The organism is Kitasatospora cinereorecta (assembly GCF_024172095.1).
GTDB classification, from domain to species: domain Bacteria; phylum Actinomycetota; class Actinomycetes; order Streptomycetales; family Streptomycetaceae; genus Kitasatospora; species Kitasatospora cinereorecta.
This window is the reverse complement of record NZ_JAMZDX010000005.1, coordinates 729356-741213: the sequence shown is the minus strand read 5'-3', so window position 1 is coordinate 741213 and position 11858 is coordinate 729356. Positions and strand designations below refer to the sequence as shown.

Sequence of the window (11858 nt, the reverse complement as noted above, 5' to 3'; positions counted from 1 at the left end):
CCTCCCGAATGTCCGTGCGAGATGGCAGACTTCGCCTGTCGGTGGGACAGGGGCGGAGGTTGGCGATGACGGGCGTTCAGGCCGGCGGCGGCGCGACCGCGCGGCGGATACTGCTCGGCTCCCATCTGCGGCGCCTGCGGGAGTCCTGCGGGGTGTCCCGCGAGGACGCCGGGTATTCGATCCGCGCCTCCGAATCCAAGATCAGCCGGATGGAACTCGGCCGGGTCGCCTTCAAACCGCGCGACGTCGCCGACCTGCTGACGCTGTACGGGCTGGCCGAGGGCGCCGAACGGGAGGCCCTGCTCGCCCTGGTCGGCGAGGCCAACGCCCCCGCCTGGTGGCAGCGGTACGCCGACGCCGTCCCGCCGTGGTTCCAGACCTACCTCGGCCTGGAGGAGTCCGCCGGCACCGTCCGCGCGTACGAGGTGCAGTTCGTCCCCGGGCTGCTGCAGACCCCGGACTACGCCCGGGCCGTGATGCGGGCCGGCAGCCCCGGCGCCTCCGCCGAGGAGATCGAGCGCCGCGCGGCGGTCCGACTGCGCCGCCAGGAACGCTTCCTGGCCGAGGACGCCACCGCCCGGGTGGAGGTCATCGTCGACGAGACCGCCCTGCGCCGCGCCTGCGGCGGGCCCGAGGTGATGCGCGAGCAGCTGGCCCGCCTGATCGAGCTGGCCGCCGCGCCGTGGCTGACCCTGCGGGTGCTGCCGCTCGGCATGGGGGCGGCGGCCGCCGACAGCGGCGCGTTCACGGTGCTCGGCTTCCCGGAGGCCGACCTGCCGGACGTGGTCTACCTGGAGCAGTTCACCACCGCCCTCTACCTCGACCGGCCGGCCGAGGTGGCCGAGTACACCGAGGCACTGCGACGCCTCGGCGAGGCCGCCCTGGCGGGCGACGAGGCCCTGGCCCTGGTCCGCCGGATCCTCGCCGAGACCTGAGCACCCGAGACCTGAGCACCCGAGACCTGAGCACCCGACACCTGAGCACCCGACGCCGCTTCCCGTACCGGGCAACGGAGTTGTTCAGCTGTTCTTCACCACCGTCCGTTCCTGGGCCAGCCAGGCCTCTGCGACGGGGGTGCGCAGGTAGAGGACGGTGCGGCCGGTGCGGTGGCGGGCCAGGAGGCCGGCGGCGGTGAGGGCGCTCAGGTGGTGCGAGACGTTGGGCGCGGAGATGCCGAGGCGGGCGGCGAGTTCGGTGGTGGACGCGGGGGAGTCGAGTTCGGCGAGCAATTGGGCGCGGGTGCGGCCGAGGACGCCGGCCAGGCCGTCCGGGGCGGGCGCGGGGCGCTCCCACAGGGTGGCCACCCCGCGCGGCGGGTAGACCAGCCCCGGCTGGTGCGGCGGATCGGTCTGCGACCACACGCCCGGCCAGGCGAACACCGAGGGCACCAGCACCAGCCCGCGCCCGCCGTCCAGCCCCCGCTCCGCCGAGTACCAGCGGTGCGCGACCCGTAGCGTCCCGGACTCCCAGGTGACGCTCGGGTGCAGGTCGGCGAAGAGCGCGGCCGGCCCGCCGGTCGACATCTGCCGCGCCCGGCGCAGGATCTCGCCGTCCACCAGTCGCCGGATCCGCTCCCAGTACGGGGCCAGGGCGAGCGCCCAGTAGGTCCGCAGCTCGTCGGCCAGGCGGGCCAGCCCGGCCGCCGGGTCGGCGTACAGCTCGGCGACCGGCGGCGGCAGCGGGCCGGTGATCCGGTCCAGGTCGGCCCGGACCTGGCGCGGGTCGGTGGCCGTCAGCCGCGCCAGCTCCTCCTCCGGGGTGGGCGCGGAGCCGAGCGGCATAGGGGTGAGGAAGTCCGGCACGTAGATGTTGGGGATCCGGATCAGCGCGGAGAGCAGGCCGTGGCGCGCCCAGTCGATTCGCGGGGCGACCTCCCGCACCCACGGCAGGTGGACGGCGTGCTCGCCCGGCTCCTTGAGCACCTGCACGCTGTTGGCGAGTTCCTCCAGCGGCGAGTGGGCGAACCGGGTCAGCGCCACGTCCGCGGCCGAGAACTCCAGCGTCAGCATGCGGCGGCCCCCGGGGAGTCGAGCGGGATCGAGGGCCCGCAGGATTCGATCAGGACGAAATCGATGGGCACTCTAGCCGAGCGCTCCGAGGATCGGTGCCATGACCACCGTCACCACCGCTCCCGCCCAGGCCGCCGACCCCGCGTCAACCCGGGGGCAGCGCAAGCTGATCGGCGCCCACCTGGTCGACAGCCTCGGCACCGGCCTGCTGCTCGCCTTCACCGTCGTCTGGTTCGCCCGTACCACCACCCTTGCGCTGACCTCCATCGGCGCCGCGATCAGCCTCGCCCGGCTGCTCGCCCTGCCCACCGCGCTGCTGACCGGGCCGGTGATCGACCGCTTCGACGCCCGCCGGGTCGCCGCCGCCGCCAACCTGCTCTCCGCCGTCGCGTACGCGGGCTTCCTCGGCGCCGAACAGGTGTGGCAGATCGTCACGGTGGTCTGGCTGGCGCAGATCGGCACCGCCGCGTACTGGACGGCCTCGACCGGGCTGGTGGTGCTGGCGGCGGAGCCGGCGGAGCGGCCGCGCTGGTTCGCGCTGATCGGGTCGCTGCGCAACGGCGGACTGGCGGTCGGCGGCGCGCTCGGCGCCCTGCTGCTGGCCGCCGGCGGCACCGGCGGTCTGCGGGTGGTCGTCGTCCTGAACGCGGCCAGCTTCGCGCTCGCCGCCGCGCTGCTGGCGGCCTGGCGCCCGGCCGGGGCGCCGGCCGTCCGGGAGGCGATGGCGGGCTCGTACCGCACCGTGCTGCGCGACCGCCGTTACCTGCTGCTGGTGGTGACCAACCTGGCGGCCGTGTTCTCCTCGCTGGTGCTCGGCCTGCTGCTGGCGCTCTACCTCACCGAGGGTTTGCACCAGCAGGCGTGGCTGGCCGGCGCGCTGCTGGTGCTCAACAGTGCCCAGGTGGTGCTGACCCAGACCGCCGTCGCCCGGCGCCTGCGGCGCCACCGGGCCACCCGGGTGGTCGCGGCCGGCGCCCTGCTCAACGCCGTCGCCTTCGCCCTGTTCGGCGGGCTCGCCGCGGCGCCCGGTTGGGCCGTCCCGGCCGGCGTGGTGGTGGCGATGGTGGTGTACAACACCGCGGAGACGGTGGCCGGCCCGTACGCGGAGGAGCTGAGCGTCGGCCTTGCCCACCCCGACCTGCGCGGCCGCTACCTGGCGGTCAACCAGCTCTCCTGGACGGTCGGGCAGACCCTCGCACCCGGCCTGTTCACCCTGCTGCTGGGCGCCGGGCCGGGCTGGCCCTGGGTGTTCCTCGGCGCGCTCAGCCTCGCCGCCGTCCCCGCGCTGCTGCACCTGGAGCGGATGTCCGCGCCCGCCCGCTGAGACGCACCCGCGGGTCCGCGGCGGGGCGTGGACGGGCCGGGCTCAGGTCGTGCTCAGGCTGTGCTCAGGCCGGGCGGGTGATCCGGAACGCCTCCAGCTCGGTGCCGTACCAGCGGTCGGTCCGGCCGAGCGGCGTCATCCCGAGCCGGCGGCAGACCGCCAGGGACGGCTCGTTGTCCGGGCGGACCACCGCGTGGATCTCGGCCAGGCCGTCGGCGAAGCCCTTGGCCAGCCCGGCCCGGGCGGCCTCGGTGGCGTAGCCCCGGCCCCAGGAGTCCGGGTGGAAGTGCCAGCCGATCTCCACCTCGCCGTCCCCGTCCGGGATCGGCACCAGCAGCACCGAGCCCGCGACCGTACCGGTTGCGCGCACCTCGACCGCCCAGACCCCGAACCGCGGGTCCGCCGAGCGGTCGCGGAAGCGCTGCACCAGGGCGTCCGCCTCGGCCGGCGACTCCAGTGCCCGCGGCTCGCGGCCCAACCAGCGCGCCACCTCCCAGCGGGAGTACAGGTCGAACGCCCGGTCCCGGTCGGCCGGCTCCCACTGCCGGACGGTCAACCGCTCGGTGGAGAACACCTCGGCACCCGTCACGCTCGCTCCCCAGGTCAGCGGGCCGCGTCGAACCGGGCCCGGTTGGCGTCGATCAGCAGGTGGTTGCTCGCGGCCCACTCGGCCAGCGCCCCCACCAAGGGGATCAGCGTACGGCCGAGCGCGGTCAGCTCGTACTCGACCCGGGGCGGAACCTCGGCGAACACCGTGCGGGTGGCCAGCCCGTCCCGCTCCAGGTGCCGAAGGGTGAGGGTGAGCATCCGCTGCGAGATGCCCCCGACCTGCTGCTGCAGCTCCCCGAAGCGCAGCGGGCCCTGCCGCAGCGTGCCGATCACCAGCAGGCTCCACTTGTCGCCGATCCGGTCGAGCAGCTCCCGGACCGCCCGGCCCTCGTTCCCGTCCTGGCAGTCGCGCCCGGCCATCGGTCACCTCCGTGTTCCTGAGGCACACCGGTGTGCCTTTTGTACCGCCCGTCCGAGTAACCCATCATGCGGTAACGCACCAATGGTAACCATCGGCCCAGGAGCCCCCGTTGAACATCGCACTCTGGATCACCGCCGGCCTGCTCGCCGCCCTCTATCTCGCCGCCGGCCTGACCAAGGCCGGCCGGCCCCGCGAGCAGCTCCTCACCGACCCCCGGATGGGCTGGGCCGCCGACTACACCGACGGCGGAGTGCGCGCCATCGGCCTGGTCGAGATCCTCGGCGCCCTCGGCCTGGTGCTGCCCCAGGCCACCGGCATCGCCCAGGTCCTCACCCCGCTCGCCGCCGCCGGCCTGGCCGTCGTCCAGCTGGCCGCCGCGCGGCTCCACCTCAAGCGCGGCGAGACCTCCTCGCTGCCGATGAACGCCGTGCTGTTCCTGCTCGCCGCCCTGGTCGCGGTCGGCCGCATCGGCGGCTGACCCGCCCCGGCGCCCGTGGGCACCCCGGCCGGCGCCCGCGGGCACCCCGCGTCGGCCCGGGCGGTGGCACCCGGCTGCCGCACGGGTGCCCGCCCCGGCCGGGTGGTGGGCGAACCGACGGCCTAGGCTCGACCCGACGGCGTGTTCGAACCGGCACGCCGGACCGGGACCCAGGGGAGCGGGGCACATGCAGCACGCGGACCGCGGAGACGAGCGGCTCGAGGCCCAGGGCGAGGTGGCCGTCGCCCGGCTCGCCATCGACTCCGGGAACCTCGCGCACGCCGCCGAGCACCTCGCCGACGCCATGGTCGCCGACCCGCAACTGCCCGAACTCCACGAAGCCCTCGCCGAGTTCTGCGCCCGCGCCGGCGGCCCCGCCGCCGCTCTCGAGCACTTCCCGCTCGACGGCCAGGTCTACCTCGGCACCGTGGTCTGCCGCGCCCACGTCCAGGCCGCCGCCGGCGACTGGGACAGCGCGGTCTCCCTGCTCGCCTCCGCCATCCGCCACGCCCCCGACCGGCCCTGGGCCGACACCACCTGGCTGGCCCGCGCCGACCTGCCCGCTCTGCTCGCCCCCGACGGCGTCGCCCAGAGCGCCGCCCGGATCGCCGGCGTCCTGCCCGACCCGGCCCCCGAGGAGCTCCGCCCCGCGCTGCGCCCCTTCGAGGACCTGGTCCGCCGGGTGGTCGTCCACCACCGCGACCACCCCGTCCTGCTCGCCTTCGCCTCCGGCCTGATCCGCCGCCTCGGCGACACCCCGTACGCCGTCGACCTCGCCGAACGCGCCCACCGCCTCGCCCCCCAGCACCTCACCGCCGTGCTGCTGGGCAACGCCCTGCGCGCCGACGGACAGCCCGACCGGGCCCTCACCGTCTGGCAGGCCGCCCACGCCGCCCGGCCCGACAGCTACCTGGCCGTCGACATCGCCGAGCTGTACGCCGCCACCGGCCGTCCCGCCGAGGGCCTGCCCTGGCTCGACCGGGTGCTCGCCACCGAACCCGACCACCCCAAGGCCGGCCCCGCCCGGCACGGCGTACGCCACGGGCGCGACGGCGGCACCGTCCACCTGCTCGCCCTCGCCGACCACCTGCGCGACCACCCCGACCACGAGTACGCCGCCGAGCTGCTCGCCCGCCACAGCCGCGAGCAGCCCTGGCTCGGGGCCGTCCACGGGACCGGCGAGGCCACCGTCAACGCCCTGCACCGCTTCCTCGCCGCGGTCGACACCGCCTCCGGTACGGACCCCGGGACCGGCCCTGAAACCGGCTCCGACACCCGCGGGCCGGCCCGGATCGACCTCACCGTCTCCGCCCTGGAACCCCCCAGCAGCCTGCTGGCCGTCCGCCTCGCCGCCCCCGACGCCCGGGTCACCTACCGGGCCGTCCTGGAGCCCGACCCCCGGACGCCCGTCCGCCCCTCGACCACCCGGATCTGGGACTGGGACGGCACCGTGCCCAGACCCGCCGTCCCCGCCCCCTCCGACCACGCGGCCGCCCTGGTCCGCGACACCGCCGAGGTCGTCTGGTCCACCCTGCCCGCCGCCTACGACCACGCGGTACGGCTGGCCGGCCTCCCGCCCGCCGACCTGCTCGGCGTCCTCGCCCACCCGCCCGCGCCCCGCGAGGACGAGATCGGCGCCGCCCTGCGCGCCCACCACCCCGAACTGTGGATCCGCGCCGTGCAGGCCTTCGCCTGCCTCGGCATCGCCCACCACCGCACCGACCAGCCCTGGGCCGACGCCGACCGGCACCGGATCCTCGCCGACCTGCTGCTGGGCCCCGAGGACTGGGTCGCCGAGGCCGCCGGCTTCGCCCTGGTCACCGTCGCCTGGGTCCACCCGGAGACCCGCGCCGACGTCGGCCGCCTCCTGGCCCACCGGCTGGCCGCCGACAGCCGCGCCCACCGGCAGCGCGCGGTCACCATCCTGCCCTCGGTCTGCCGACTGCTGCTGGCCTGCCCGTGGGCCGAACCCGACCGGCTCGCCGCCGCCCGCGAGCTGCTCGACCGCCTCACCGCCGAGGACGCCGAGAGCGGCGACACCGCCGGGACCGGCGAGGAGGCCGAGGCGGTGGCGGACGCCGACGCTCCCGGGACCGTCGAGCCCGGGACCGTCGAGCCCGCCGACCGCGTCCGGGCCGACGACCGACCCTCGCTGCTGAAGCGCCTCTTCCGCCGCCGCTGACACGCCGAAGGCCGGCCCCCGCCCGAGCGGGGACCGGCCTCCGGCGCGCAGTGCCTACTGGAACAGCGGGACGCCCGCCCGCACCAGCCGCCAGGTCACGCCGCCGAAGTCCGCCGGGTCGATGACACCCTTGGCCTTCACCCAGGCGATCATCGTGTTGCGGATCTCGTCCGAGTTCGACCACACCTTGGTCGCCGTCGCCACGTGCGGGAAGTTGCCGCCGCCGTTGGCCCGGTAGTTGTTCACCGCCAGCACGAACTGCTGCGCCGCGTCCACCGGCTTGCCCTCGTACGACAGGTTGACGATCCGCGAACCGACCGGCTGCGAGATGTCGATGTCGTACGAGACGCCGTACACCGAGTCGTAGTTGTAGTCCGGCGTGTCCGCCTGGTTGGTCAGCGTGTCCAGGTTGATCGGGGCGCCCGGGGCCAGCTGGGCGTAGTACTTCGCCGAGTACTCCAGGTAGTCCTTGATCTGGGCACCCGTCAGCAGCCGGGCCTCCAGCGTGTTCTCGTAGATGTACAGGCCCGCCGCGTCCCGCAGCTTCACCTCACCCGCCGGGATCACCGCCGTGCGGTTGAACGGCGCCGCCTGCGCCAGCACCGGCAGGTTCGCGTACTGGCCGCCGGCCAGCGCCGCCTTCACCGCGTCCGCCTGCACCCGGCCGATCAGGTCGATGATCGCCACGTCCTTGAACCGCGCCTCGGCGATGGACAGTTCGGCCTTGCAGGTGCCGATCACCTGGTTGACGTACGTCACCACCTTCTTGTGCTGGTCCGCGATCAGCCGCACGATCGCCTGGTCCTCGGGCACCGTGTTGGTGTTCAGCACCCGCGAGGACACCGAGGTCACCGTCCAGTGGCCCTTCGCGAACTCCACCTCGAAGTCGAAGCAGGACAGCCGCTGCGCCCAGCACAGCGGCTCGGACAGCACGACGTTCTTCCCGGTCTCCTTGTTGGCGACCAGGCGCTGCGCCACCTCCTTGTGGGTGTGGCCGACCAGCACCGCGTCGATGCCCGGCACCGTGGCGGCCATCTCCCCGGACGCGTCCTCCGGCCAGGGCAGCTGGTCGCCGTACGAGGACGGCTCGTCGATGCCCGAGTGCGCCGAGACGATCACCACGTCGGCACCGGCCGCCTTCATCCGCGGCACGTACTTCTTCGCCATCTCCACGATGCCCGGGAAGACCATCTGGCCCTGCACGTTGGCCTTGTCCCAGATCGCGATGCCCGGGTTGGTCAGACCCAGGATGCCCACCCGCAGCGGCCGGCCGTGGCCCAGGTGCAGCTCCTTGATCACGTACGGGGGGAAGGCCGGCTTCTCGTTCTTGGCGTGCAGCGCGTTGGCGCCCAGCAGGGGGAAGTCCAACTGCTCCTCGAAGGCCCGCACGACCGGGATGCCGTAGTTGAACTCGTGGTTGCCGAGGGCGGCCGCGTCGTAGCCGATCGCGTTCATCGCCTCGGCCATCGGGTGCCGGGGCGGGTTCTTCTTGGCCGTGATCGGCTCGACCCGGGCGAAGTAGTAGGTGAGCTGGGTGCCCTGGATGATGTCGCCGGCGTCGATCAGCAGGGTGCGCTCGCAGCCCTTCTCGGCGCGGATCTGCTTGACCAGGGTGGAGATCTTGGCCAGGCCGACGTCGTTGTGCGCCTTGTCGTCGTACTCGGCGTCGGTGAAGTAGTCCCAGTTGAGCACCCGGCCGTGCAGGTCGGTGGTGCCCATCACGGTGAAGGTCTGCTTCGCCTTCGCCGGGCCGTGCCCGCGGGACTCGGCGGAGTCGGCGTCGGCCGCCGCGGCGGGGCTCGCGGCGGCGACCGACGCGCCGCCGACCAGGGCGGCACCGGCCGCGGTCGCGGCCGAGCGGGTGACGAAGTCACGGCGGTTCAGGGGCATGGACGACTCCAACGTGGGGCGGACGGACCGTCAGACGGGCGCGCCACAGCGGCGCGGGCCTGGTGACGCGCGTAGAGAAACGCGCGTAGAAGTCTGCCCGTGAACCGCGCCCGGGACCAGCCCCCGGACGTTTCCGGCAGATGAGATCTTGGCGACGCCCATGCGTACGCACGTCCGTACGCACGTCCGTCAACGGTGCGCACCGCTCCCACCCCGAGCGGTGGTGCGCGCCCTCCGAGCGGGCGTGCGAGACCAACGACGAGCCCCCATCTTCGGACGGCCCGACAACTCGGCGGCCGACCGGGCCCGTTGTGTCAGGTTGTTAATCAAATCTTTCGTGAACAGCCATGGGGGAGGCCGCCGGAACCCCGCTGTTACGCACCGGTAATGCCTACGCTCAGAGCCATGCGCCGAGCAAAAATCGTCTGTACCCTCGGGCCCGCCGCGGACTCGTACGACCAGATCAAGGCCTTGGTCACCGCCGGCATGGACATCGCCCGACTCAACCTCACCCACGGCTCCCAGCTCGAACACGAGGAGCGCTACCGCCGGGTCCGCAAGGCCTCCGACGAGGCCGGCCGCTCGGTCGGCGTCCTCGTCGATCTCCAAGGCCCGAAGATTCGACTGGGCACCTTCGCCGACGGGCCCGTACTCCTTGAACGCGGCGACGAGTTCACCATCACCGTCGAGGACGTCCGCGGCGACCGCGAGATGTGCGGCACCACCTACCCCGGCCTCGCCGACGACGTCGGCCCGGGCGAGCGGATCCTCGTCGACGACGGCCGGGTCGCCCTCGAGGTCACCCGCATCGACGGACCCCGCATCCGCTGCACCGTCCTCGAAGGCGGCCTGGTCTCCGACCACAAGGGACTCAACCTCCCCGGCGTCCGCGTCTCCGTACCCGCGCTCAGCGACAAGGACGTCGCCGACCTGCGCTGGGCCCTGCGGACCGGAGCCGACCTCGTCGCCCTCTCCTTCGTCCGCAGCGGACGCGACGCCGACGAGGTCCACCGCATCATGGCCGAGGAAGGCCGCCGGGTCCCCGTCATCGCCAAACTCGAGAAGCCGCAGGCCGTCGAGAACCTCGAAGCCGTGATCGACGCCTTCGACGGCATCATGATCGCCCGCGGCGACCTCGGCGTCGAACTCCCCCTGGAACAGGTGCCGCTCGTCCAGAAGCGCGCCATCAAACTGGCCAAGCGCAACGCCAAGCCGGTCATCGTCGCCACCCAGATGCTCGACTCGATGATCCACGCCTCCCGGCCCACCCGCGCCGAGGCCTCCGACGTCGCCAACGCCGTCCTCGACGGCACCGACGCCGTGATGCTCTCCGGCGAGACCGCCGTCGGCAAGTACCCCGTCGAGACCGTCCGCACCATGAGCCGGATCATCGAAGCCGCCGAGGAGGACATCCTCGCCGCCGGACTCCCCCCGCTCACCGAGAACAACAAGCCCCGCACCCAGGGCGGCGCCGTCGCCCGCGCCGCCGCCGAGATCGGCGACTTCCTCGACGCCAAGTACCTCATCGCCTTCACCCAGAGCGGCGACACCGCCCGCCGCCTCACCCGCTACCGCTCGCCCATCCCCGTCCTCGCCTTCACCTACGAACCCGCCGTCCGCAGCCAACTCGCCCTCACCTGGGGCGTCGAGACCTTCCTCGGCCCCTTCGTCCCCACCACCGACGAGATGGTCGCCCAGGTCGACGCCGCCCTGCTCAGCCTCGGCCGCTGCCAACGCGGCGACATCGTCGTCATCACCGCCGGCTCCCCGCCCGGCCTCGCCGGCTCCACCAACCTGGTCCGCGTCCACCACGTCGGAGAACTCAACAACTGACCCGACCGGAAGGCGAGTTCGCACACGTCTTCACCAAAGCGCGGCGGGTCCGTCCCGGTACCGTCACGGACCGGTGCGGGCCCACCGCGCCCGGGTACCTTCCTGCCGACGGCGCCCCGCACCTCACCACACCACAAGGCGGCGCCGCAGGGAGGGAGACCCCACCACCATGAGCAGCCTCACCAGACCCGCGGCCGCCCTCGCGGCCGCCATCCTCACCGCCGCCCTCGCCACCGCCTGCGACCCCTCCGGCGACAAGGCACCCGCCAACGGCGCACCGCCGGCCACCACCACGGTCAGCCCCGCGGGCCAGGGCGGCTCGGGCGGCGGCACCGGCACCGGCGCCACCGCCGCCAAGACCGTCCAGATCGGCCGGACCGTCTACAAGGGCGGCCTCAAGTTCGAGGTCAAGTCCGCCACCTACACCCCCGGCGACGCCACCAGCGGCTCCTACAAGCTCGTCATCGACACCGCCGTCACCAACACCTTCAAAACCGGCGCCATCCGCGACTGGCCCGACATCGCCATCGACATCGCCGGCACCCCCATCACCGGCGACCCCGGCACCGCCGTACCCCCCACCCCCGGCGCCACCAACCCGCTGCCCCTCACCTTCAGCGCCTACACCAGTGCCGGCCACCCCTTCAGCTTCGACGGCGCCTCCCTCGTCCTCGGCGACGCCGCCGAAGCCCAAGCCGTCGTCCCCCTCGGCAAGGGCGGCCGCGAAGCCGTCGACCTCAAGCCCGTCGACCTCACCCTCCCCACCCCCGCCCTCACCTCCGGACGCCTCACCCTCACCCTCAAGTACGCCCAGCTGCGCGCCGACTACGGCGACGGCGGCGGCGTCACCGCCCTCAAGCGCGGACAGCGCTCGCTGCTCGTCGTCTTCGACATGAAGGGCAACGTCGGCCCCGCCGGGATGGCCGTCGACGGCTCCATGCTCCGCCTCAGGCTCCCCGGCGGCCAGGAGGTCGGCCCCACCCGCGCCCCCATCGAGGCCATCTACCCCGACCACCCGCTGTTCCAGAACGAGGCCGCCTGGTTCGTCTTCGACGGCGCCACCGACGGCGACTACACCCTCTCCGTCACCGACGCCCCCGACGCGGCCCCCGCCACCGCCGCCTTCCACGCCACCGACCTCAAGTCCAGCGGCCCCCTCGGCTGACCGGACG

Annotated in this window: 10 protein-coding genes; 6 read left to right on the top strand and 4 right to left on the bottom strand. The window is 73.8% G+C overall.

The features are described 5' to 3' along the window. The first annotated feature begins 65 nt into the window (after positions 1-65). A complete protein-coding gene (locus tag FHR36_RS28965; protein ID WP_253801818.1) occupies positions 66-935 on the top strand; it encodes a helix-turn-helix domain-containing protein in 870 nt (289 codons plus the stop codon). An 84-nt stretch (positions 936-1019) separates the two neighbouring features. Here FHR36_RS28965 and FHR36_RS28960 read toward each other — a convergent pair whose 3' ends face one another. Continuing rightward, positions 1020-2009 carry an ArsR/SmtB family transcription factor gene (locus FHR36_RS28960; RefSeq protein ID WP_253801816.1) on the bottom strand — a complete coding sequence of 330 codons (990 nt, stop codon included), beginning with the start codon at positions 2007-2009 and terminating at the stop codon, positions 1020-1022. A gap of 100 nt (positions 2010-2109) precedes the next feature. Here FHR36_RS28960 and FHR36_RS28955 point away from each other — a divergent pair, with 100 nt between their 5' ends. Next, a complete protein-coding gene (locus FHR36_RS28955) occupies positions 2110-3333 on the top strand; it encodes an MFS transporter (RefSeq protein ID WP_253801814.1) in 1224 nt (407 codons plus the stop codon). Positions 3334-3397: 64 nt separating this feature from the next. On the opposite strand, the gene FHR36_RS28950 is transcribed toward FHR36_RS28955, so the two are convergent. Then, the gene (locus FHR36_RS28950; RefSeq protein WP_253801812.1) at positions 3398-3922 is read right to left on the bottom strand and encodes a GNAT family N-acetyltransferase; all 525 of its coding nucleotides are present in this window, start codon (positions 3920-3922) and stop codon (positions 3398-3400) included. Positions 3923-3936: 14 nt separating this feature from the next. After that, positions 3937-4302 (bottom strand): winged helix-turn-helix transcriptional regulator, encoded by a 366-nt coding sequence (locus tag FHR36_RS28945; protein ID WP_253801811.1) that lies wholly within the window; start codon positions 4300-4302, stop codon positions 3937-3939. Between the two features lie 110 nt (positions 4303-4412). Between FHR36_RS28945 and FHR36_RS28940 the strand changes: the two genes are divergently transcribed. Together FHR36_RS28940 and FHR36_RS28935 are read left to right on the top strand one after the other, a co-directional pair. Continuing rightward, positions 4413-4781, top strand: a complete 369-nt coding sequence (locus FHR36_RS28940; protein ID WP_253801810.1) for a DoxX family protein — start codon at positions 4413-4415, stop codon at positions 4779-4781. A 187-nt stretch (positions 4782-4968) separates the two neighbouring features. Beyond that, a complete protein-coding gene (locus FHR36_RS28935) occupies positions 4969-6963 on the top strand; it encodes a hypothetical protein (protein ID WP_253801808.1) in 1995 nt (664 codons plus the stop codon). Between the two features lie 54 nt (positions 6964-7017). Here the strand turns inward: FHR36_RS28935 and FHR36_RS28930 are convergent, their stop codons facing one another. After that, a complete protein-coding gene (locus FHR36_RS28930; RefSeq protein ID WP_253801806.1) occupies positions 7018-8853 on the bottom strand; it encodes a bifunctional metallophosphatase/5'-nucleotidase in 1836 nt (611 codons plus the stop codon). A 405-nt stretch (positions 8854-9258) separates the two neighbouring features. Between FHR36_RS28930 and pyk the strand changes: the two genes are divergently transcribed. Next, on the top strand, positions 9259-10686 hold the full coding sequence (gene pyk, locus FHR36_RS28925; protein WP_253801804.1) for a pyruvate kinase: 1428 nt from the start codon (positions 9259-9261) through the stop codon (positions 10684-10686). 169 nt (positions 10687-10855) lie between these two features. Further along, a complete protein-coding gene (locus tag FHR36_RS28920; RefSeq protein ID WP_253801802.1) occupies positions 10856-11851 on the top strand; it encodes a hypothetical protein in 996 nt (331 codons plus the stop codon). The last annotated feature ends 7 nt before the right edge of the window (positions 11852-11858 follow it).

Bases quoted from the DNA above. Each gene is read 5' to 3' on its own strand.
- FHR36_RS28965 (WP_253801818.1), top strand. From the start codon at position 66: ATGACGGGCGTTCAGGCCGGCGGCGGCGCGACCGCGCGGCGGATACTG.
- FHR36_RS28960 (WP_253801816.1), bottom strand. From the start codon at position 2,009: ATGCTGACGCTGGAGTTCTCGGCCGCGGACGTGGCGCTGACCCGGTTC.
- FHR36_RS28955 (WP_253801814.1), top strand. From the start codon at position 2,110: ATGACCACCGTCACCACCGCTCCCGCCCAGGCCGCCGACCCCGCGTCA.
- FHR36_RS28945 (WP_253801811.1), bottom strand. From the start codon at position 4,302: ATGGCCGGGCGCGACTGCCAGGACGGGAACGAGGGCCGGGCGGTCCGG.
- FHR36_RS28935 (WP_253801808.1), top strand. From the start codon at position 4,969: ATGCAGCACGCGGACCGCGGAGACGAGCGGCTCGAGGCCCAGGGCGAG.
- FHR36_RS28930 (WP_253801806.1), bottom strand. From the start codon at position 8,853: ATGCCCCTGAACCGCCGTGACTTCGTCACCCGCTCGGCCGCGACCGCG.
- pyk (WP_253801804.1), top strand. From the start codon at position 9,259: ATGCGCCGAGCAAAAATCGTCTGTACCCTCGGGCCCGCCGCGGACTCG.
- FHR36_RS28920 (WP_253801802.1), top strand. From the start codon at position 10,856: ATGAGCAGCCTCACCAGACCCGCGGCCGCCCTCGCGGCCGCCATCCTC.